The sequence below is a fragment of the Streptomyces spectabilis genome, from assembly GCF_008704795.1.
GTDB lineage: Bacteria > Actinomycetota > Actinomycetes > Streptomycetales > Streptomycetaceae > Streptomyces > Streptomyces spectabilis.
Map to the genome: position 1 here is coordinate 9217755 of NZ_CP023690.1, position 21506 is coordinate 9239260.

A 21506-nucleotide genomic window follows, 5' to 3' on the forward strand; every position below is an offset into this window, starting at 1 on the left:
TGGTTGCCTACCTCGCGAGTTCGGCCAGATCGTCCAGGCGTGTCAGCTTTCGTGGGTTGCGGACCACATAGATCCGGGTGACTCGGCCGTGCTCGACCGTGAGGCTCACCGCTGCCGGTTCGCCGTCGAAGGTCACGCGGCCCGCGGGGGAGCCGTTGAGCCACACCGGCCTCGTGTCGAGCGCGGTCGCCGACAGATGGGCGCGGGCGAGGATGGTGCCCACCGTGCCGGCCCCGTGGATCGGGGCGAGCGCGGCGCTGACCAGGCCGCCGCCGTCGGCGATCATGACGACGTCCGGGGCCATGACCTCCATCAGCTCCTGGAGGTGCCCGGTGCGCAGGGCGGCCAGGAAGCGGTCCACCACGGCCTGCTGCTCCGACCGGCTCACCTGGACGCGCGGGCGCCGCGCCGCCACGTGGTCGCGGGCCCGCCGCGCGATCTGCCGTACCGCGGCCGCGGACTTCCCGACGGCCTCGGCGATCTCGCCGTACGGCACCTCGAAGACCTCGCGGAGCACGAAGACCGCGCGCTCGGTGGGCGCGAGCGTCTCCAGGACGGTCAGCATCGCGATCGAGACGCTGTCGGCGAGCTCGACGTCCTCGGCCACATCGGGGCTCGTGAGGAGCGGCTCCGGCAGCCACTCGCCCACGTAGTCCTCGCGGCTGCGCGACAGAGTGCGCAGCCGGTTGAGGGCCTGGCGCGTGACGAGCCGGACGAGGTACGCCCGTGGGTCACGCACCTGTGCACGGTCGACGTCGGCCCACCGCAGCCAGGACTCCTGCAAGACGTCCTCGCTGTCGGCCGCCGAGCCGAGCATCTCGTAGACGACGGTGAACAGCAGGCTGCGGTGGGTGACGAAAGGGTCCTCGGTCATGAGGCGGACGCTACGCCGGAGCTCTCCGGGCGCGTCGCCAGGGGGATCTCGCAGGCGGACGAGAAGCCCTGCGACGAGACCCCGCTCGCCACGTTGGTCCGGGTCGCCAGGTTGATGAAGGCGACGAACGCGGTGAGTTCGACCATCGCCGCCGGTCCGAGCCGTTCGAGGAGGCTCGCGTAGAGCGCGTCCGTGACGGTGGGCGGCGTGGCCGTCATGGCCTCGGCGTACTCCATGACGTCCCGCTCGAGGGGTGTGAACACCTCCGACTCGCGCCAGCGCGGCACCTGGCTCGCCTTGGTCAGGTCCAGCTCGGCGTTCCGCGCCTGGAAGTAGCCGACGTCGAGGCACCAGCCGCAGCCGACCTGCGCCGCGACGGCCATGTGCGCGAACGACTTGAGGCTCTCGTCGGCCGCGTCCCACGCGCCCACCTTGGCGCCGAACTCCAGGTTGTCCTGGGCGACCTGAGGGCTGTGCCAGACGACCTCGACGTTCTCGGGCACGGCACCGAGCTGCTTGATCATGTCTTCCTTGAGCTGGGCGGGGAGCTCGGCCTTGTGGATGCGTAGCGCCATTGCGGTTCTCCTTGTACGAGTGCCTGATCGGCTGTTCGTCATGAAGACACCGCCGGGCTCGCGGATGTGACACCCCGCCTCAGGCCTCGGCCGCCACCTTCCGGGCCCAGCGGTAGTCCGCCTTGCCGCTCGGGGAGCGCTGGATGTGGTCCGTGAACACCGCGGAGCGCGGGATCTTGTAGCCGGCGAGACGGGTGCGGCAGTGGGCCTTGAGGGCCGGGAGGTCCAGGGGAGGGGCGTCGGGGCGGAGCTGGACGACGGCCGCGACGCGGGTGCCCCAGCGCTCGTCCGGGACCCCGGCGACCAGCGCGTCGTAGATGTCGGGATGGGATTTGAGGGCCTGCTCGACCTCTTCGGGGTAGACCTTCTCGCCGCCCGTGTTGATGCACTGCGAACCGCGGCCGAGGACCGTCACGATGCCCTCGGCGTCGACCGTGGCCATGTCGCCCAGGAGGACCCAGCGCTCGTCGCCGCGCCGGAAGAACGTCTCGGCGGTCTTCTCCGGGTCGTTGTAGTAGCCGAGCGGGACGTGGCCGCGCTGGGCGATGCGCCCCGGCTCGCCGACGGCCACCGGTTCGTGGGTGACCAGGTCCACCACCTGCGTACGGGAGTTGACCTGGATGCGGAAGCCGCGCTCCGGGCCCGAGTCGTCCGTGGCGGTGCCGTTGAAGCCGGACTCGGACGAGCCGAAGTTGTTGAGGAGCATGACGTTCGGCGCGAGCGCCCTGAACTGGGCGCGGACCGTGTCCGACATGATCGCGCCGGAGGAGGAGACGCTGAAGAGGGAGGACAGGTCCGTGCCCGCACAGGGGCCGTTCAGCGCGTCGATGAGCGGGCGCAGCATCGCGTCGCCCACCAGCGAGACGCTGGTGACCCGCTCGCGCTCGATGGTGCGCAGCACTTCTTCGGGGGCGAACTTGCGGTGGATGACCAGGCGCTGGCCGAAGTGGAAGCAGATGAAGGCGGTCAGCGTCGAGGTGCCGTGCATCAGCGGAGGCGTCGGGAAGAACGTGATGCCGTCGCCGCCGGCCGCCACCCGCTCGGCGACCTCCTCGGGCCGGGTGACCGGCTCGCCCGTCGGCGCGCCACCGCCGAGCCCGGAGAAGAACAGGTCCTCCTGGCGCCACATGACGCCCTTGGGCATGCCGGTCGTGCCGCCGGTGTAGATGATGAAGAGGTCGTCCGCCGAGCGCGGCGAGAAGCCGCGCGCGGGGGAGCCGGACGCCGCTGCCTCGGCGAAGGGCACGGCGTGCGGCGCCCCGGCGCCCTCGCCGACCCGGATCAGGTGCCGCAGCCCGGGCGCCCGGGGGAGCGCGGCGGCCACCCGGTCGGTGAACTCGCCGTCGAAGACGAGCGCCGCCAGGTCCGCGTCCCGGTAGAGGTAGGCCAACTCCTCCTCGACGTAGCGGTAGTTGACGTTCACCGGGACCAGGCGGGCCTTGAGGCAGCCGAGGACCGTCTGGAGGTACTCGACGCCGTTGTACAGGTGCAGGCCCAGGTGCTCGCCGGGCTTGAGGCCGCTGTCGATCAGATGGTGGGCGACACGGTTCGCTGCCGCGTCGAGTTCCGCGTACGTGAGGCGGCGCTCGGCCCCGGTGCCGGGGTGGTCCAGATGCACGAGCGCCTCGCGGTCCGGCACCGCGTCGACGACCGACTCGAACAGGTCGGCAAGGTTGTACTCCACCGCTCCTCCTGACCCCGACGCCGTGACGTGCCGTGTGGCGGTCATCAGAGCAGAGGCGCACGGAAGGCGGAAGGGGCCGCGCGGAAGAAATCTGACTGAGTGTCAGCAATCTATTGAACTGGCACCTCGCCTCCTGCAACCTGTTCCAGGTCTGAAGACGGGAGGACGGCCATGGGTGACACGGAACATCTCTCCGTGCGGCGCGAAGGCGCCACACTGGTGCTCACGCTGAACCGGCCCGAAGCCAGGAACGCGCTCTCACTGCCGATGCTCGTGGGCCTCTACGACGGCTGGCTGGCCGCCGACGCCGATGACAGCGTGCGGTCGGTCGTCCTCACCGGGGCGGGCGGGGCGTTCTGCGCGGGCATGGACCTGAAGGCGCTGGCGGGCAAGGGAATGCGGGGCGCCGACGACGCGCGCTGGCGCGAGCGCCTCGCGGCGGACCCCGATCTGCACTGGAAGGCGATGCTGCGCCACCACCGGCCGCGCAAACCCGTCGTCGCCGCCGTCGAGGGGCCCTGCGTGGCGGGCGGCACCGAGATCCTCCAGGGCACCGACATCCGCGTCGCGGGCGAGTCCGCGACCTTCGGGCTCTTCGAGGTCAAGCGCGGCCTGTTCCCCATCGGCGGCTCCACGGTGCGCCTGCAACGCCAGATACCGCGCACGCACGCCCTGGAGATGCTGCTGACCGGCCGCCCGTACACCGCGCGGGAAGCCGCAGACGTCGGGCTCATCGGCCACGTCGTACCGGACGGCACCGCCCTGGAGCGGGCGCTCGCCATCGCCGAGCAGGTGAACGCCTGCGGGCCGCTGGCCGTCGAGGCCGTCAAGGCTTCCGTGTACGAGACCGCCGACCTGAGCGAGGCCGAGGGGCTCGCCGCCGAGTTGAAGCGCGGCTGGCCCGTCTTCGACACCGCAGACGCCAAGGAAGGCGCCCGTGCCTTCGCCGAGAAGCGCCCGCCCGTCTACCGGCGGGCCTGACCCCGAGGAGCCGACGACATGTCCGACGTGCTCAGCGCACCCATGGTCGTGGAGTTCCCCTTCACCCGCTCCCTCGGCCCCGTCCAGTCCGCCTTCCTGACCGGCCTGCGCGCACGCACCGTGCTCGGCGTGCGCACCACCGCGGGCACGGTGCTCGTCCCGCCCGTCGAGTACGACCCCGAGACCGCGGCGGAGCTACGGGACCTGGTCGAGGTCGCGGCGACCGGCACCGTCACCACCTGGGCCTGGAACCCCGCGCCCCGGCGCGGCCAGCCCCTGGACACCCCCTTCGCCTGGGTCCTCGTCCGCCTCGACGGCGCCGACACCGCGCTGCTGCACGCCCTGGACGCGCCGGGGCCCGACGCCGTCCGCACCGGACTGCGCGTCCGCGTCCGCTGGGCCGCCGAGCGCACCGGCGCCATCACGGACATCGCCTGCTTCGAGGCGTACGAGGGCGAGCCGTACGGGGGCGAGCCGACGTACCGTCAGGCAGTGCCGCACAGCGGGGAGTTCACGGGCGACGCGGTGACCGGTGTCGTCGCCCCCGCCCGTCTCGACTACACCTACACCCCGGGCCGGGCCCAGACCGCATACCTGGCGGCCCTGGCCGAGCGCCGCGCCGTCGGCGAGCGCTGCCCGCGCTGCCGCAAGGTCTACGTGCCCCCGCGCGGCGCCTGCCCCACCTGCGGGGTCGCCACCACCGAGCAGGTGGAGGTCGGCCCGCGCGGGACGGTCACCACCTTCTGCGTGGTCAACATCAAAGCGAAGAACCTCGACATCGAGGTGCCCTACGTGTACGCGCACATCGCCCTGGACGGCGCCGACCTCGCCCTGCACGGACGCATCGGCGGCATCCCGTACGACCAGGTCCGCATGGGTCTTCGCGTCGAACCGGTGTGGACCGAGGACGGGCGCCACCCCGACCACTACCGGCCGACCGGCGAGCCCGACGCCGACTACGACACGTACAAGGAGCTGCTGTGACAGGGGAGTTCACCGGCGCGCCCAGGGACGTGGCGATCGTCGCCTGCGCGCAGAGCGACCACCGGCGCCGCACCGACGAGCTGTCCGAGGTGGAGATGCTGATGCCGGTCCTGCACGAGGTCCTGGAGCGGACCGGTCTGACCACCGCCGACATCGGCTTCACCTGCTCCGGATCGAGCGACTACCTCGCGGGCCGGGCCTTCTCCTTCACCCTGGCGCTCGACGGCGTGGGCGCCTGGCCGCCCATCTCTGAGTCGCACGTGGAGATGGACGGCGCCTGGGCGCTGTACGAGGCCTGGATCAAGCTCCTGACCGGGGAGGCGGACACCGCGCTCGTCTACGCCTACGGCAAGTCCTCGCCCGGATCCGTACGGGACGTGCTCACCCGGCAGCTCGACCCCTACTACGCGGCCCCGCTGTGGCCCGACTCCGTCGCCCTCGCCGCCCTCCAGGCGCAGGCCCTCCTCGACGCGGGCCACGCCGACGAACCCGCGCTCGCGGCCGTCGCCGCCCGCAGCAGGGACGCGGCGGCCGACAACGCCCACGCGCAACTGCGGGGCGCGCGCCCGCAGGGGGAGTACGTCGTCCGGCCGCTGCGCACCGGGGACTGCCCGCCCGTCGGCGACGGCGCCGTCGCCGTGGTCCTCTCGGCCGGGGACCGGGCCCGCGCGCTGTGCGCCCGGCCCGCCTGGATCCGCGGCATGGACCATCGCGTCGAGGCCCACTCCCTCGGCGTCCGTGACCTCACCGACTCGCCCTCCACGCGCCTGGCCGCCGAGCGCGCCGGAGCCTTCGTCCGCCCCGTGGACACCGCCGAGCTGCACGCGCCCTTCACCTCCCAGGAAGTCGTGCTGCGCAGGGCGCTCCGGCTTGACGACGGCGTTCTCGTCAACCCCTCGGGCGGCGCGCTCGCCGCCAACCCCGTCATGGCCGCCGGACTCATCCGCGTCGCCGAGGCCGCCGGCCGCGTCCACCGCGGCGCCAGTGACCGGGCGCTCGCCCACGCCACCTCCGGCCCCTGCCTCCAGCAGAACCTGGTCGCCGTCCTGGAAGGGGAGTCCCGTGTCTGAAGCCGCCACGGCGAAGGAGTGCGTCGCGGTCGTCGGGATCGGCCAGACCAAGCACGTCGCCGCCCGCCGTGACGTGTCGATCGCCGGGCTCGTCCGCGAGGCCGCGCGGCGCGCGCTCGACGACGCCGAGCTGACCTGGGCCGACGTCGACGCCGTCGTCATCGGCAAGGCCCCCGACTTCTTCGAGGGCGTCATGATGCCCGAGCTGTACCTCGCCGACGCGCTCGGCGCGGTCGGCAAACCGCTGCTGCGCGTGCACACCGCGGGCTCCGTCGGCGGCTCCACCGCGCTCGTCGCCGCCAACCTCGTCGCGAGCCGCGTCCAGCGCACCGTGCTCACCGTGGCTTTCGAGAAGCAGTCCGAGTCGAACGCCATGTGGGGGCTCTCCCTGCCCATCCCGTTCCAGCAGCCCCTGCTCGCGGGCGCGGGCGGGTTCTTCGCCCCGCACATCCGGGCGTACATGCGGCGCAGCGGCGCCCCCGACTCCGTCGGCTCCCTGGTGGCGTACAAGGACCGCCGCAACGCCCTGAAGAACCCCTACGCGCACCTGCACGAACACGACATCACCCTGGAGAAGGTCCAGTCCTCGCCGATGCTGTGGGACCCCGTGCGCTACTCCGAGACCTGTCCGTCGTCCGACGGCGCCTGCGCCATGGTGCTCACCGACCGCGCCGGTGCCGCCCGCGCGCCGCGGCCGCCCGCCTGGGTGCACGGCGGCGCGATGCGCAGCGAACCCACGATGTTCGCGGGCAAGGACTTCGTGTCGCCGCGCGCCGGGAAGGACTGCGCGGCCGACGTCTACCGGCAGGCGGGCATCGGCGATCCGCGCCGCCAGATCGACGCCGTCGAGATGTACGTGCCGTTCTCCTGGTACGAGCCGATGTGGCTGGAGAACCTCGGCTTCGCTCCGGAGGGCGAGGGCTGGAAGCTCACCGAGTCCGGCGTGACAGAACTGGACGGTGACCTTCCGGTGAATATGTCGGGCGGTGTCCTGTCGACCAACCCCATCGGCGCGTCCGGCATGATCCGCTTCGCGGAGGCCGCGCTCCAGGTGCGCGGCCTCGCCGGGGAGCACCAAGTCGACGGTGCGCGCAGGGCACTTGGGCACGCCTACGGCGGTGGCTCGCAGTTCTTCGCGATGTGGCTCGTCGGGGCCGAACCTCCCACGACCTGACGCGCCCCGTCGTACCCGGGCGCCGTCCTGATGCCGCGGCCTGTCCGGCACCGGGGCGGAAAGCTAGGCTGGCGGCGGACGACGCACTGGGAGGAGCACGGACGTGGCCGACAGCACCACCACTCAGCAGCATCCGCTCGCGGGCTGGGAGAAGCCGGACCTGGACCTCAGCGTGGCCGATTGGCGGTCGAGCAGCGACGGCCGCGGGGACGTGCAGATCGCCTTCGTCGAGGGCTTCATCGCGATGCGCAACAGCGGGCGCCCGGAGAGCCCTTCGCTGATCTTCACGCCCGCGGAGTGGGGCGCGTTCGTGCACGGGGCCCGCGAGGGCCGCTTCGACCTGACGTGACGCCGGGGGCCGACGGCCCCCGGCGCCACGTGTCAGCCGCCGACGCGGTTCGGTCCTGCGTCCCGTCCGGGCCGCAGGATCGACCCGTCAGCCCGCGATGTCACGCACCACGCGCAGCGCGGCGTCGACGTCCCGTGCGGAGTTCATGACGCCGGTGCCGATCCGCGCGTACCCGAGACTGTCGTGGTACAGCGACGAAAGCCGGATGCCGCGCTCGGCGGCCATGTCGACCACGGCGGACCCGGCGTGGCCCCGCACGCTGAAGCAGGTGATGCCCGCGGACATCTCCGGTGCCGCGGGCGTGTGCACCGTCACGCCCGGGATGCGGGCGAGCCCCTGCTTGGCCCGCGTGGACAGCTCCGCGATCCGTCCCGCGACCCGGGAGCGGCCCAGGGTCTGGTGGAACGCGACGGACACCGGCAGGGCGAAGGCGTGCTCGTAGGCGAGGAAGCCTCCCGGTGACAGCGCGGCGGCTCCTTCCTCCCCCATGAAGCTCGCGAACGTCGGACGCACCTGGGCCAGCGCGTGCGGAGCCAGCCACACCAGACCGGTGCCGCGCGGCCCGAACAGCCACTTGTGCGTCCCCGCGACCACGACGTCGGCCCCGAGCCGCGCGACGTCCGCGTCCACGGCGGCGAGGCCGTGCACGCCGTCGACCACCAGCAGACAGCGATCGGACTCCGAGCGCCCCCGGTTGGCCTCGCGCACCACCTTCGCGATGGCCTCGACCGGCATCCGCACCCCGGTCCTCGACTGCACCCAGGTGATGCCGAGCACGCGGGTCGTGGGCCGGATCCGGCTGCGGACCGCGCTCACCACCTCCTCGGTGGTGGCCCGCGCGGAGTCGGCGAACCACGAGGCGAGGCGCACCCGGGCCCCGTGCTTGTCCGCCGCGAGCCGGGCGGCGGCCTGGTGCACCGGGTGGTCGTCCTCGCTGAGCAGGAAGTCCTGGCCGGGGCGGACGCGCACGCCGTTGTACACGACCCCAAGGCCGATGGTGGTGCTCGCGGTGAGCGCGATGTGGTCGGCCTCGCCGCCCGCGTACGCGGCCAGGGAGCCTCGTACGCGGTCCCAGCCCGTCGGGCCGTCGGGCAGGGAAAGCCGTGTCGGCACCAGCATGGGGTCGGCGTCGAGCTGCCGGGCCAGGTGGTCCACGGCCGCCCGTACCGCGCGCGGCTGGGACGCCAGATAGAACGTGGCCAGGTGGACCCAGTCCGGATCGAGGCGGAACTGCGCCCGCACCGCACCCCAGTCCGGCCGCCCGTCCGCCCCAAGGAGCCGCCGGGTGTCCGCCGCGGCGGTCTCGGCCGCCTCCGCGATCCCGCCGCCCCACGCCGCCACCGCCGCGGATCCGACCGCGCCCGCCAGCATGCTCCGTCTGTCCATCCTGATACCTCCGGAAATCGCCCGACCGACGGTATGCACTCGAACGGAACGCGGGCGGCGAGTCAAGGGGGCGAAACGGTTGCCCGCGACCTTACGGAATCGTCAACTCCCCTATCTGAAGGGAGACTTGATCTGCACAATGCTTCCTGTGCCGCATTACGACTACCTGGAGTTCACCCTTGACGACGGAGTACGCGTCCGTCTGGAGCTGGCCCCCGCGGGGGAGGCTCCCGCCGCCGCGCCCGACGGGACGGAGGCCGACCTGCCGGGCGGCATCTCCGGCGTGACGCCCGTGGGGCGCGGGGTGCGCGTGGGCACGCTCGCCACGGACGCGCTGCGCACCGTGCTGAGCCCGCTGGGGCCCGTCCTGCAACAGGTGCACGACGCCGTGCGCGGCATCCCCGACCCGCCCCGGGAACTCTCCGTCGACTTCGGCGTCCAGATCGGCCAGGACCTGCGCCTCGGCATCGTCGGCGCGGGCGGCCAGGCGAGCATGACCGTATCGGCGACCTGGCAGCTGTCCCCGCGGACCGAGAGATGAGCTGGTTCACGGCGACCGACGGCGACCGGTACGCGGACGCCCGTGGAGCCCTGGTGCGGGTCCTGAGCGCGGACCGGGCGCGCACCGCGGGCGCGGGCGTCTACCTCTGCGGGCGCACCCTTCTGACCTGCGCGCACGTGGTCAACGCGGCCCTGGGGCACCGCATGCTCAGTGCACGGGACCCCGGCGGCGTCACGCTGGACGTGTCCTTCCCCGTGCTCTCCGCCGCCGCGCCGCGCCCCGCCCGCCTGGTGGCGTGGATACCACCCCGCGCGCACCACCTCGGCCCGGTCCCCGACGGCTCCCTGGAGTGGGCGGGCGACCTGGCCGTCCTGGAGCTGGGGGAGGAGCCCCCGCCGCCCGTCGGCCCCGTCCGCTGGCTGGAGATGGCGCGGGGGCAGGACGTCAGGGCCTGGTACGGCGGCGGGCAGCCGTTCTCCTACGCCGACGTGCGCGTGGCCGCGTACGACGACGGCATCGGCTACCTCGACGGACAGCTGTCGGGCGCCGCCGTCGACGAGGGCTACAGCGGCGGGCCCCTGTGGTGCGTCGCCGACGGCGCGGCCGTGGGCCTGGTCATGGGCCGCATCACCGCCCCGGACGCCGCCCTGTCCGCCCAGCACACGGTCCGGCGCAGCTGGGGCCTCGGCTGGCAGTCCGTGCTGCTCGAACTGCGCCGCGCCGGGGCCCTGCCCGAGGCGTACCTGTCCGGCCTCGCGCGCTCCCCGGCGCCGGTGCCCGGTGCCGACCCCGACTCCTCCGAGACGGTACGGGACATGATGGTCGGCCCGCTGCACCTGCTGCTCGGCGACCCCGCGGCCCGCACCGCCCACGCCACCGCGCTCGCGGGCGAACTCGGCCTGCGCGCCCCCGCCGACGGCACCGCTCCCGCCGTCGCCGACCTCGCCCAGCTGCTCACCCGCACCGAGCGGGCACTGCCCACCCTGGCCGAGTCCCTCGCCCCCACCGTGGCCGACGACCCGCGCGGCCGCGGCGAACTCGACCGGCTGCTCGCCCTGGGGCGCCTGACCGGCGCGGCCCGGCTGCTCTCGGTGGCCGAACACCGGCTGCTGCGCGCCAAGTTCGAGCACCTGTGCCGGCACGACCCCGGCCTGCTGCACCGGGCCGCCACCGCCGCCCTGCCCTACCTGGACCTGCCGCACTCCCTGCACGCGGCCCGGCTCGCGCCCGCCGCCGTCGACGGAGTGCTGCGCGAGCTGGAGACCTGGCCGGGCGACAGCTCCCCGGTGCCCGAAGAGACGCCGCGCCTTCCCGCCCTTCTGCGCGTCGTCGAGTACGTGGCGGCCGAGACCGGCGGCCTGGCCTGCCGGGCCCTGCAGGAGTGGAGCGGCCGGGTCGCCGCGCGCCTCGGCATCCACGCCTCGGCGCTGCGCGAGCGCCGCGCCGACGCCGAACGCTGGTCGCAGCGGTCCGCCGCGGCCGGTGCCCGCATCCTGGTGGAGCTCGACCGGCACGCCAAGGACCCCGCCGACCACTACCGCTGCGCGGTCTGGCGACTGCGCGCCGACGGCACCGCGGCCCGCGCCGTCACCGGCACCGAACGGCCCCGCGCCGGACGCGAGATCGCCCGGCTGATCCGGGAGATCGCGGGCGGCACCGAGGGCGCCGAGCGGGGAGTGGCCCTGGTCGCGGTCTCCGTACCGCCGGACGCGCTGGAGCTGGCCGTGGACGAGTGGGACGGGGCGGGCGTCGACGAATACATCCCCGCGCCGCTCGGCGAGGACTTCCACCTCATCCTGCGCTGCCCGCGGCTGCGGCGGCGCTCCCGCACCGGCGCCGTCGACCTCACCCGGCGCTGGAACGCCCGCCACCGCGGTGACCCGCTGCGCGCCGACCGCAGCGTCGGCGGCCGGGCGGGACTCATCGGCCTGCTCAAGACGGTCCACCGGGACACCGCCCGCGTCCTGGTCCAGGGCACGGCGGCCCAGCGCGGTGAACTGCTCCCCGTCTGCCTGGTGATGGGCGTGCCCATCGTGCTGTGGGACCGCGGTCCCCGCGCCCCGGGGGAGGGCGCGGACCTCGGCATGCTCACGCCCGACGGGCCCGTCGACCAACTCCCCGAACGGGTCCGGCACTTCCGCGTCCGCGCGTACGCCGACGCGCTGACCGGCAGCCGCCCCGCGCTGGTGTGGGAGGACATCGAGCTGCCGCTGCCCGACGAACTGCAGCTCGCCGACCCCGCGGAGGGGCTGACAGGACCCGCGGACCCGGCCGAGGGAACGGAGCAGGCGACATGAACGAGCGCGACGGATGGCGGCTGTTCCGCGGCGACCGGGTGGCCCGGCGGGTGGAGCTGCCCGAGGCCCCGCCCTGGCGCCGGTTCCCCGACGGCTCCGGGGCCCGCCCCCGGCCCCGCCCCTACCTCATCGGACGCGCCGAGGCGGATGTCGTGAGCGCCGCCCTTCACCTGCGCCGCCCCCTGCTCGTCACCGGTCACCCCGGCACCGGCAAGTCGTCGCTCGCGCACGCCGTCGCCCACGAACTCACCCTCGGGCCGGTGCTCCAGTGGGCCGTCAACAGCCGTTCGGCCCTCAAGGAGGCCCTGTACGGCTACGACGCCATCGGCCGGCTGCGCGAGACCCATCTGCGCCAGGAGCGCGGCGCGGCGGAGCCGGGCATCGGCACCTTCGTCCGCCTCGGCCCGCTCGGCACGGCCCTGGTGCCCCGCGACCGCCCCCGCGTCCTGCTCGTCGACGAGCTCGACAAGGGCGACGTGGACCTGCCCAACGACCTCCTGACGGTGTTCGAGGAGGGCGAGTTCGAGATCCCGGAGCTGTCCCGGCTCCCCGACGACCAGTCCGAGGTGTCGGTCCTCACCCACGGCACGGACGGCGAATGGGTCACGGTCACCCGCGGCCGGGTGCGCTGCCGCGAGTTCCCCGTGGTGGTGATCACCAGCAACGGCGAGCGCGACTTCCCGCCCGCCTTCATGCGCCGCTGCGTACGCCTGGCCCTGCCGGACCCCGACGAGGCCCGGCTGCGCGAGATCGTGTCGGCACACCTAGGTGAGGAGGCGCTGGCCGGGATGGACGACCTCCTCCACGCCTTCCTCAACCGCCGCGCCCCCGGTGAACTGGCCACGGACCAGCTGCTCAACGCCGTGTTCCTGCGCAAGGGCGGCGTCGACCTGGACGCCGAGGGGCTCCTGGACGCGGTGCTGCACCGCCTCGGCGGAGCGCTGTAGATGCCACCCGGCCACGGGGACCCTTCGGCCGGGCGCCCGCGCGGGGTGCCGCCGCCCCGGCCACCTGGCGGCGAGCCGTCCGGCGGGGCCGCGCCGTCCGGCGGGGGTGTGCCGCCTGGTGGGGGTGAGTGGTCGCGTGGGGGTGTGTCGTCCGGTGGGGCTGTGCCTTCCGGGGGCGGTGAGTCGTCCGGCGGTGGTGTGCTGTCCGGCGGTGGTGTGTCGTCTGGTGGGGGTGAGTGGTCTGGTGGGGGTGTGTCGCTGGGTGGGGCTGCGCCGTCCGGCGGGGGTGTGACGCCCGGCGGTGGTGAATCGTCCTGTGGGGGTGAGTTGTCTGGTGAGGGTGTGCCGTCCGGCGGCGGTGAGCCGTCCACTGGGGGTGTGTCGCCCGGTGGGGCTGCGCCGAGCGGCGGTGGTGTGCTGTCCGGCGGTGGTGAATCGTCCTGTGGGGGTGAGTTGTCTGGTGAGGGTGTGTCGCCCGGTGAGGGTGTGCCGTCCGGCGGCGGTGAGCCGTCCACTGGGGGTGTGTCGCCGGGTGGGGATGCGTCGACCGGCGGTGGTGTGTCGTCCGGCGGTGGTGAATCGTCCCGTGGGGGTGAGCCGTTCGGCGGGGCTGCGCCGTTCGGCGGGGGTGTGCCGCCTAGTGGGGGTGAGTGGTCCTGTGGGGGTGATTCGCCCGGCGGGGATGTGTCGCCCGGTGAGGGTGTGCCGTCCGGCGGTGGTGAGTGGTCCTGTGGGGGTGATTCGCCCGGCGGGGATGTGTCGCCCGGTGAGGGTGGGCCGTCCAGCGGTGGTGAATCGTCCCGTGGGGGTGATTCGCCCGGTGAGGGTGTGCCGTTCGGCGGTGGTGAGTCGTCCCGCGGGGCTGCGCCGTCTGGCGGAGGGGTGTCGTCCCGCGGGGGTGTGGCGGCCGGCGGGGGCGTGGTGGACCGTGGCCGTGAGTCGTCTCCCGTGCTGCTCGGCCTGCTCGGTCGTCTTACCGGGCACGAGCTGTCCATCCACGAACTGCTCGACGCCGTCTGGCTCGCGGGACGCCTGCCCGCCGACGGGGACGCGCCCCTCGCCCGGGCGCTGTCCGGCACCGCCCTGCCCGCGCAGGGCCCCGGCCCTGCGGCGGAGCCCGCGCCCCCGGCCGACGCCCGCCCCGGGGACGGCGAACCCGCCGACGGCGGCAAGGCGCCGGGCACCCCGGCGCCACCCCCGCCACCGGCCCAGCTGCTCGGTGCCCTGCACGCGGCCGCGGCGGCCCGCAGCGCCCCCGAGTTCGCCCGGCTCGGAGCGGACGACCGGCTCCGGCCGGACGACGGCGCGCTCCCGGTGCGGGTGCCCGAGGAGAAGGCGCTGGGCGACGAGGAGCTGCGCTTCGGCCGGGCGCTGCGGCTCCTGAAGCAGCCCCAGCCGCACCCGCACCGGCGCGAGTTCGATGAGGCGGCCACGGCGGCGGCTCTCGCCGAGACCGGCCTGCCCGACGTGGTGACCCGGCCCGCGCGGCAGCGCTGGCTCGACCTGGTGCTGCTCATCGACGACGGCATCTCGATGCTCCTGTGGCGGCGCCTCGCGACCGAGCTGCGCGCCCTCCTGGAGCGCCTCGGCGCGTTCCGCGGCATCCGGGTGCTCGGCCTGGACACACGCACCCGGCGGGCACCGCTGCTGCGCGCCCGCCCCTTCGACGCCAACTCCGCGCTGCTGTCCCCGGCGTCGGCCGTCGACCCCTCCGGCGGCACCCTCGTCCTGGTCATCAGCGACGGCGTCGGCGCCTGCTGGCGCGACGGGCGCATGCGCGGGGCGCTCGGCCGCTGGGCACGCCAGGGCCCGACCGCCATCCTGCACGCCCTGCCCGCCCATCTGTGGGGCGCCTCCGGCATCCGCTCCGAGCCCTGGCTGGTGACCACCCGGCGCCGGGGCGCCGCCAACGACACCTGGTACGTGTCCGACCCGCTGCTGCCCTCCGGGCTCGGCGAGGACTTCACGGACATCCCCGTACCGGTTCTCGAACCGTACCCACCGGCCGTCGCCGCCTGGGCGCGGCTCGTGGCCTCGCCCGGCGCGAGCACGGAGCTGCCCCTGCTGGTCCCGTCGCACGCGCCGACGCCGCGCGGCCGGGCCGACACGCGGGGCTCCGACGCGGCCACCGCCGTCCTGCGGTTCCGGGACGCCGCGTCGCCGGAGGCCTTCCGGCTCGCCGCGCACCTCGCCGCCGTGTCACCCCTGACCGTGCCCGTGATGCGGCTGGTCCAGGCCGCGGTCCCCTGGCGGACGGACACCGCGCACCTCGCCGAGGTGTTCCTCGGCGGGCTCATGCAGCAGGTCGAACCGGCCGACGCGCGGCTGCCCGCGCCGCACCGCAGGTTCGGATTCGCCCGCGACGCCCAGGACATCCTCCTCGACACGGCGTCCCCGATCGACCTGCTGCGCACGACCAGGACCGTCACCGAGCGCCTGCGCGCGCTCGTCGGCCGCTCACCGGACTTCCCCGCCTGGCTCGCGCACCCCTCCGGCACCAGCGAACTCCTGCCCGGCACCCGGCCGTTCGCCTGGCTCGAGGACCGGCTCCTGACCCACATCGGCGCCCGCCCCATGGCGGCGCCCGCCCCGAACGGGGCCGCGGCGCAGGAGGAGGTCCTGCTGCCCTCGGGGCTTGAGGCCGCCCCGTCCTGGCTGCCCCTGCGCCTTCAGGACCTGCACGCCCTGGGCCCCTACACGCTGCTGCGCCGGGACGGCGCCGGCGGCACGCCCACCGCGTACATCGGCGAGGACGAGGACGGACTGCAGGTCCTGCTGCGCGTCTCCTCCTCGTCCGCCTCGCCGGTGGCGCGCGAACTGCTCGACAACGAGCGGGCCGCGCTGCGCCGCATGGACGGCGCGTACGCCCCCGCCGTCGTGGCCAGCGACCTGCGCGACGTGCCCGTGCCCTGGCTGGCGCTTCGCCTGGACACCCTCGGCGACGGGCGGCCCGCGCCGACGCTGCGCGCGGTCCTCGACGCGGCCGGACCGCTGGCGGGCACCCCGCTGTTCCTGTGGCTCGGCTGGCACCTGACGCGGGCGGTGAGCCGCAGCCACCGCCGGGGCATCGTGCACGGCTCGCTGACGCCGGGCGCGGTCCTGGTGACCGAGTCGACCCTGCACGTCATCAGCTGGACGTCGGCGCGCATCGACGGCGCCTGGAGCGCCTCGGTCTCGGCGATGCCGCCCGCATCGCCCTACCGGGCGCCCGAGGTGACGTACTGGGGCGAGTCCCGCATCACGGCCGGGGACGTGTACTCCCTGGGGGCCGTCCTGCTGCACGCCGCGACCGGCCGCGCGTGGCAGGGCTACGAGCACGACGCCCTGCGGCGCGACCCGTGGTTCGGGGACCTCGACGGGGAACTCGCCGACCTCCTCCTGCGCTGCGTCACCGCCGAACCGGAGAGCAGACCCACGGTGCGGGAGGTGGCGGACGCCCTCAGCGCCCGGCTGCCCGGCGCACAGCCGTGGGAGGAGGCCGACGACGCGCTCGCCCCCGAGACGCCGCAGGAGCGGCAGAGCGCGGACGAGCCGGAGGACGACGACAGCGAGACCTGGACGCGCACCATCCGGGCGCCCCTGAACAAGCCGCTGCGGATCGTCCTCGTCGGCGTCAAGGACGGCGCGGGCTGCACCACGACGACCATGATGCTGGGCGCCGTCCTCGCCGACCAGCGCCAGGAGCGGGTCCTCGCGATCGACGCCGACAAGCACGCGGGACGGCACGTGCGCATCGGCGGCCGCGTCTTCCGCGGCACGTTCGCGGGCCTGACCGATCTGGCGGCCTCCCTGCCGGAGGTGCGCCGCTTCGAGGACCTCAGCCTGTTCCTTTCGCCGCACCGCTCAGGACTGACGGTCCTCGCGAACGACTCGGTGTCGCGTCCTTCGGCGGGCGGCCAGTACACGGACCAGGACTTCCGCGAGGTGCTGTGGGCGACGCGCCCGTACTTCCGCCTCACCCTGATCGACTCCGACAAGCCCGTGTCACTGGTCCTGGAGCACGCCGACCGCGTCGTCATCGTCTCGCGCGCCGACCCCGCGGGCCTGACCCAGGCCCAGCAGACCATGGACCGTCTCGTCACCCTGAACCGCCCCGACCTGGTGGAGGAGGCCGTCGTGGTCCTCAACCACAGCCGCCCCGCCGCCGGTTGGACCCTCGACTCGGCCAGTGTGCGCGCCCTGCGCTCGCGCTGCCGCGGCCTGGTGACCGTCCCGCGCGACGGCCACCTCGCCATGGCCAGCACCGTCGAACTGTCCTGGCTTACCCCCGTCGCCTACAAGGCCTACCTGCGCCTCGCGGCGCTGCTCCTGGGGCGGCGGCCGATGTTCCCCTGACGTGCGCGCCGCGGACGCGGGCGTGCCCGCCTCCGGATCCGAGGAGGCGGGCACGCGGGGGGAGAGGGGGTCAGGGCACCGGCGTGGTCTCCACCCGCGGTGACTCCGCCGCCGGTACGGGCGCCGGGGCGGGACCGCGCTCACTGAGGCCGAAGCGGGTGTGGAAGGCGCGCAGGAAGCCGGGCGCGTACCAGGCCGAACCGCCGAGCAGACGCATCGCGGCGGGGACGAGCACGCCGCGGACGGCGATGGCGTCGATGAGGATGGCGAGCCCGCTGCCCAGGCCGAAGAGCTGCATGAAGCTGATCTCGGCCGTGCCGAAGGCGAAGAAGCTCACCGCGAGCAGGACGGCCGCCGCGCTGACGATGCGGCCGGTGTGCCCGAGGCCGTCGGCCACGGCGGACTCGTTGTCCTCGCCGAGGTCGTGGAGTTCCTTGATCCGGCTGGTGACGAACACCTCGTAGTCCATGGAGAGACCGAAGGCGACGCAGAACATCAGCACGGTCATCGACGTCTCCATCGGCTGCGGCGTGAAGCCGAGCAGGCCCGAGAGATGGCCGTCCTGGAAGATCCAGGTCATGACGCCGATGGTCGCGCCCAGGCTGACCATGTTGAGGACCAGCGCCCGCAGCGGCTGCACGACGCTGCCGGTGAACAGGAACAGGAGCAGGAACGTGGTGACCGCGATGAGGCCGATGGCGAGCGGGAGCCTGCCGCCGATGGAGTCGTTGGAGTCGACCAGTTCGGCGTCGGCCCCGCCCACCAGCGGGGCGGTCCCGGAGGGCGCGGCGGCCGTCCTGACCCCCTCGACCAGGTCCTTGGCCTCGTCCGACTTCGGCGTCAGGGAGGTCACCACGTTGAGCTGCTGCGCGGCGGGGCGGCCGAGCGCCGGATTGCCGGGGCCGGTCGCCTCGGACCGCCCGTCGGCGTACACCCCGGTGCTGGTCTCGACGCGGGCGACGCCTTCGAGGGCGGACAGCTTGACCGCGTAGGACGCCAACGGGTCCTGGTCCACGGGCTTGTTGATCACGACGTGCAGCGCGGCGGCGTCATTGCCGTCGAAGTTCTCCCGCAGGGCCGTCGAGACCTGGCGGCTCTGGGCGTCCTCGGGCAGAACGCGTTCGTCCGCCGTGCCGAAGGTGATGCCGAGCAGCGGCCTCGCCGCCGCGAGCAGCACCGCGAGCACGGGCAGGGCGGTCAGCGCGGGCCGCCGCATGACGGTACGGGCGAGACGCCCCCACACGGACGTCCCGGTTCCGGCGCGCCCCGGCTTGGCCCACGGCATCCGGCCGCGGTTGACCCGGTGCCCCAGGACGTTGAGCAGCGCCGGCATCACGAACAGCGTGGCGAGGGCCGCGATGAGGACGACCCCGACGCCGGAGTAGCCGAACGAGCGGAGGAAGTACTGCGGGAACACCATGAGCGCCGCCAGGGCGGCCGCCACCGTCGCGGCGGAGAACGCGACCGTACGGCCCGCGGTGCTCATCGTCTTGCGGACGGCGTCCTCCACGCTCGCCCCCGCCGCGAGCTGCTCACGGAACCGGCTGATCATCAACAGGGCGTAGTCGACGCCGAGTCCGAGGCCGAGCGCCGTCGTGAGGTTGATCGCGAAGACGGACACATCGGTGACGCTGCCGACGACGTACAGCTCCGCGAACACCCCCACGATGGCGATGAGCGCGATGACCAGCGGAAGGAGGGCGGAGACCACCGTCCCGAAGACGACGAGGAGCAGCAGGAGGATCAGCGGCACCGCGATGGTCTCCGCGAGGACGAGGTCCTCCTCGGTCTGCGGCCCCATCTCGTAGCTGACGCCCGCGCTGCCTCCGGCCTTGACCGTGAGCGTGTCCTCGTACGTGCCCGCGTACGCGTCGATGACGCCCTTGGCGTTGTCCTGCTGCTCCGCGTCGTGGCCCTTCACCCGGGCCAGCACGATGGCCTCGCGGCCGTCATCGGAGCGCAGGTCGGGGCTTTCGGCGTCCCAGTACGAGACCACGTTGGTGAGGTCCCGCTCCTCCTTGAGGTCGGCCACCAGGGCCCGGCCGCTGCGCTCGGCGGCCGCGGAGTCGACGCGGCCGTCGGCGGCGCGGACCAGGAACACCAGGTTGGTCTCGCCGCCGAACTTCTCGTCGATGACGTCCCTGGCCCGGGAGGACTGGGAGGCCGGGTCGTCGAAGCCGCCGCCCAGCAGCTTCCCGAACGCACCCGCGCCGAGGGCGCCCATGAGGGCCACCACCAGGGTGGCGACGATGAGGACGAGCCGGGACCTGCGGATCGCCAGCTCGGCTATGCGTTCGAACACGCGCTCTCTCCTTTGCGTTTCTGCGGAGCGGGTGCGGTGTCGCACTCTTCGTCGCCGCAGGACGAAGGTATTGACCGGGAAGAAGATTTGGCAGTGTTAGATTTTCCTCACAGCTCGAAGAACTTCCTTACGCTGTCGAGGACTTCGGCGTACGGTCGCCGCATGACCGCTACGGACCCACTCGCCCCGGCCCGGCCCACCTTGCGCGAGCGGCGCCGGGCCGCGGCCACCCAGGAGATCCTGGAGGCCGCCGAGGCGCAGCTGAGCGAACACGGCCCCGCGGCCCTGTCCCTGCGAGCCGTCGCCCGGAGCCTCGGCATGACGGTGCAGGCGCTCTACCACTACTTCCCGAGCCGGGACGACCTCGTCACCGCCCTCATCGCCAAGGCGTACGACGACCTGGCCGCGGCCCTGCAGACCAGCCTCGACACGACCGCGGACGAGCCGGGCGCGCCGCCTCTGGTGGCCGTGGCCGGGGCCTACCGGCAGTGGGCCATCGACCACCCCGAGCGGTTCCAGCTCCTGTACGGCACGCCCCTGCGGTACTACGCGGCGCCTCCGGAGGGCCCCACCACCCAGGCCGTGCGCCGCATGGGCGCGATCTTCGAACGCGAGCTGTTCGGCGGTTTCACCACGGAGCAACTCGCCGCGGCCGACGTACCGGAGCTCTCGCCCGCGCTGCGGGAGGACCTGGAGCGGCTGCCCGCGGACGGTCTGGGGTCACTGCCGCCGCCCGCGGTCGCCCTCCTGATGAGCGCGTGGGGACAACTGCACGGCCTGGTCGTCCTGGAGGTGTTCGGGCACACCTCCTTCATCGGCGACCACCAGGCCGAGATCTTCCGCCTGGCGATGCGGAACCTGATCGAGGACCTGCGCCGCCGGATCCCGTCCCCGGCCGCGGACGTCAGGTGACGTTGACGGCCGCCCAGGCGGCACCCACCGCGCGGTGCTCGGCGCTGTCCGTGCCGTACAGGGCGGCGGCCGCCGCGAGGGTCGCGGTGCGCGCGGAGCGGTAGGCGGTGGTGGACGTCATGTACAGGGTGAGCGCGCGGTACCAGATCCGCTCCGCGGCGGCCCGGCCGACGCCGCTGACGGGCTTGCCGTCGTACGTCGGGCTGTCATAGGAGACGCCGCCCACGACCTTCGGGCCGCTGCCCTCGGCGAGCAGGTAGAAGAAATGGTCGGCGGGGCCTGCGGAGTGGGCGGGCGGGAGCTGGCCGATGCCCGCGTACCAGTAGTCCTTGGACTGGCCGTCCCGTGAGGGGCGGTCCATGTGGCGCAGCGCGGTCCCGCCGGTGGTGTCGAGGCGCTCCCCGAAGAGGTAGTCGCCGGGGTCGGCGGGGTTGGCCGCGCGGAACTCCGCGGCGGCCGCGAAGACATCGCTCGTCGCCTCGTTGAGGCCGCCCGGCTCCCCGGAGAAGCCGAGCCCCGCGGTGGCCGCGGTGACGCCGTGGGTCAGCTCGTGCACGCCGACCTCGATGCGGATCAGGGGCCGCGCGGGATTCGACGCGCCGTCGCCGTAGGTCACGCAGTTGGAGGCGGACTCGTAGAAGGCGTTGACGTAGTCGCGGCCGTAGTGCACGCGGCTGCACCCGCCCTTGCCGTCGCCGCGCACGCCCTTGCGGCCGTGGACGCCGAGGAAGTAGTCCCAGAACACCGCGTGGATGTAGTGCGCCGCGACGGCGTCGGACTGGCGGCCGCCCTCGCACCAGTCGTTGTCGTCGTCGGTCACCACGGTGCCGGACCCGCCGGTCCCGTTCTGCATGTCGTACGTCTTGTGGTTGCCGCGCTTCGGGTCGTTGAGCTCGTAGCGTCCGGTGGCCGGGTTGTACGTGGTGTCGAGCGGCACGCGCCCCACGTTCGTGCCGCAGCCGACCCCGGCCGCCGCGCGCGCCGCCGCCGGGCTCGCGCCGGCCAGGCCGCCCTGGACGACCGAGGCCGCGACGACGGCCGTGGCGAGCAGGAGCCGTGCTCCGGTGCGACGGGTGCGACGGGTGCGACGGCGGGAGGTGCGGGGCGGGGCCATGTCGGCTCCTTCCGGCGGCT

At 73.9% G+C, this 21506-nt stretch carries 16 protein-coding genes; 10 read left to right on the forward strand and 6 right to left on the reverse strand.

All coding sequences use genetic code 11. The features are described from left to right. Positions 1 to 7: 7 nt before the first annotated feature. From CP982_RS39110 to CP982_RS39120, 3 genes are all read right to left on the reverse strand, one after another. Complete coding sequence (locus tag CP982_RS39110) at positions 8 to 874, reverse strand: RNA polymerase sigma-70 factor (protein WP_150514830.1); 867 nt, start codon at positions 872 to 874, stop codon at positions 8 to 10. Then, positions 871 to 1449 carry a carboxymuconolactone decarboxylase family protein gene (locus tag CP982_RS39115; protein ID WP_150514831.1) on the reverse strand — a complete coding sequence of 193 codons (579 nt, stop codon included), beginning with the start codon at positions 1447 to 1449 and terminating at the stop codon, positions 871 to 873. The genes CP982_RS39110 and CP982_RS39115 overlap by 4 nt, the downstream gene beginning before the upstream one ends. Positions 1450 to 1528: 79 nt before the next feature. Beyond that, positions 1529 to 3133 carry an acyl-CoA synthetase gene (locus CP982_RS39120; RefSeq protein WP_150514832.1) on the reverse strand — a complete coding sequence of 535 codons (1605 nt, stop codon included), beginning with the start codon at positions 3131 to 3133 and terminating at the stop codon, positions 1529 to 1531. A gap of 171 nt (positions 3134 to 3304) precedes the next feature. Here CP982_RS39120 and CP982_RS39125 point away from each other — a divergent pair, with 171 nt between their 5' ends. The 5 genes from CP982_RS39125 (at position 3305) to CP982_RS39145 (ending at position 7691) form a co-directional block, all read left to right on the forward strand. Next, positions 3305 to 4114 carry a crotonase/enoyl-CoA hydratase family protein gene (locus tag CP982_RS39125; RefSeq protein WP_150514833.1) on the forward strand — a complete coding sequence of 270 codons (810 nt, stop codon included), beginning with the start codon at positions 3305 to 3307 and terminating at the stop codon, positions 4112 to 4114. 18 nt (positions 4115 to 4132) lie between these two features. After that, positions 4133 to 5098, forward strand: coding sequence for a Zn-ribbon domain-containing OB-fold protein (locus CP982_RS39130; protein ID WP_150514834.1), 966 nt, complete (start codon positions 4133 to 4135; stop codon positions 5096 to 5098). Next, positions 5095 to 6168, forward strand: coding sequence for a thiolase domain-containing protein (locus CP982_RS39135; protein WP_150514835.1), 1074 nt, complete (start codon positions 5095 to 5097; stop codon positions 6166 to 6168). The genes CP982_RS39130 and CP982_RS39135 overlap by 4 nt, the downstream gene beginning before the upstream one ends. Then, positions 6161 to 7342, forward strand: coding sequence for a thiolase domain-containing protein (locus tag CP982_RS39140; RefSeq protein WP_150514836.1), 1182 nt, complete (start codon positions 6161 to 6163; stop codon positions 7340 to 7342). The genes CP982_RS39135 and CP982_RS39140 overlap by 8 nt, the downstream gene beginning before the upstream one ends. A gap of 103 nt (positions 7343 to 7445) precedes the next feature. Further along, positions 7446 to 7691, forward strand: coding sequence for a DUF397 domain-containing protein (locus CP982_RS39145; protein WP_150514837.1), 246 nt, complete (start codon positions 7446 to 7448; stop codon positions 7689 to 7691). A gap of 87 nt (positions 7692 to 7778) precedes the next feature. Here the strand turns inward: CP982_RS39145 and CP982_RS39150 are convergent, their stop codons facing one another. Beyond that, a complete protein-coding gene (locus CP982_RS39150) occupies positions 7779 to 9077 on the reverse strand; it encodes an aminotransferase class V-fold PLP-dependent enzyme (protein ID WP_150514838.1) in 1299 nt (432 codons plus the stop codon). 139 nt (positions 9078 to 9216) lie between these two features. Here CP982_RS39150 and CP982_RS39155 point away from each other — a divergent pair, with 139 nt between their 5' ends. The 4 genes from CP982_RS39155 (at position 9217) to CP982_RS42010 (ending at position 17158) form a co-directional block, all read left to right on the forward strand. Continuing rightward, the gene (locus CP982_RS39155; RefSeq protein WP_221514720.1) at positions 9217 to 9618 is read left to right on the forward strand and encodes a CU044_2847 family protein; all 402 of its coding nucleotides are present in this window, start codon (positions 9217 to 9219) and stop codon (positions 9616 to 9618) included. Beyond that, complete coding sequence (locus CP982_RS43050) at positions 9615 to 11876, forward strand: VMAP-C domain-containing protein (protein WP_150514840.1); 2262 nt, start codon at positions 9615 to 9617, stop codon at positions 11874 to 11876. The genes CP982_RS39155 and CP982_RS43050 overlap by 4 nt, the downstream gene beginning before the upstream one ends. Continuing rightward, entirely contained in the window at positions 11873 to 12823 is a 951-nt protein-coding gene (locus CP982_RS39165; RefSeq protein ID WP_150514841.1) for an AAA family ATPase, read from the forward strand. Before CP982_RS43050 ends, CP982_RS39165 begins: the two co-directional genes overlap by 4 nt. Before the next feature lie 921 nt (positions 12824 to 13744). After that, positions 13745 to 17158 carry an SAV_2336 N-terminal domain-related protein gene (locus tag CP982_RS42010; protein ID WP_170316592.1) on the forward strand — a complete coding sequence of 1138 codons (3414 nt, stop codon included), beginning with the start codon at positions 13745 to 13747 and terminating at the stop codon, positions 17156 to 17158. Between the two features lie 70 nt (positions 17159 to 17228). Here CP982_RS42010 and CP982_RS39175 read toward each other — a convergent pair whose 3' ends face one another. Continuing rightward, positions 17229 to 19460 (reverse strand): MMPL family transporter, encoded by a 2232-nt coding sequence (locus tag CP982_RS39175; protein ID WP_150514842.1) that lies wholly within the window; start codon positions 19458 to 19460, stop codon positions 17229 to 17231. A gap of 162 nt (positions 19461 to 19622) precedes the next feature. Here CP982_RS39175 and CP982_RS39180 point away from each other — a divergent pair, with 162 nt between their 5' ends. Next, the gene (locus tag CP982_RS39180; RefSeq protein ID WP_150514843.1) at positions 19623 to 20372 is read left to right on the forward strand and encodes a TetR/AcrR family transcriptional regulator; all 750 of its coding nucleotides are present in this window, start codon (positions 19623 to 19625) and stop codon (positions 20370 to 20372) included. Here the strand turns inward: CP982_RS39180 and CP982_RS39185 are convergent. Further along, positions 20365 to 21486, reverse strand: a complete 1122-nt coding sequence (locus CP982_RS39185) for a M4 family metallopeptidase (RefSeq protein WP_150514844.1) — start codon at positions 21484 to 21486, stop codon at positions 20365 to 20367. The genes CP982_RS39180 and CP982_RS39185 overlap by 8 nt on opposite strands. Between the last annotated feature and the right edge of the window lie 20 nt (positions 21487 to 21506).

Coding starts and splice junctions, on each gene's coding strand:
- CP982_RS39180 (WP_150514843.1), top strand. CDS start 19,623: ATGACCGCTACGGACCCACTCGCCCCGGCCCGGCCCACCTTGCGCGAG.
- CP982_RS43050 (WP_150514840.1), top strand. CDS start 9,615: ATGAGCTGGTTCACGGCGACCGACGGCGACCGGTACGCGGACGCCCGT.
- CP982_RS39150 (WP_150514838.1), bottom strand. CDS start 9,077: ATGGACAGACGGAGCATGCTGGCGGGCGCGGTCGGATCCGCGGCGGTG.
- CP982_RS39165 (WP_150514841.1), top strand. CDS start 11,873: ATGAACGAGCGCGACGGATGGCGGCTGTTCCGCGGCGACCGGGTGGCC.
- CP982_RS39130 (WP_150514834.1), top strand. CDS start 4,133: ATGTCCGACGTGCTCAGCGCACCCATGGTCGTGGAGTTCCCCTTCACC.
- CP982_RS39185 (WP_150514844.1), bottom strand. CDS start 21,486: ATGGCCCCGCCCCGCACCTCCCGCCGTCGCACCCGTCGCACCCGTCGC.
- CP982_RS39115 (WP_150514831.1), bottom strand. CDS start 1,449: ATGGCGCTACGCATCCACAAGGCCGAGCTCCCCGCCCAGCTCAAGGAA.
- CP982_RS39125 (WP_150514833.1), top strand. CDS start 3,305: ATGGGTGACACGGAACATCTCTCCGTGCGGCGCGAAGGCGCCACACTG.
- CP982_RS39155 (WP_221514720.1), top strand. CDS start 9,217: ATGCTTCCTGTGCCGCATTACGACTACCTGGAGTTCACCCTTGACGAC.
- CP982_RS39110 (WP_150514830.1), bottom strand. CDS start 874: ATGACCGAGGACCCTTTCGTCACCCACCGCAGCCTGCTGTTCACCGTC.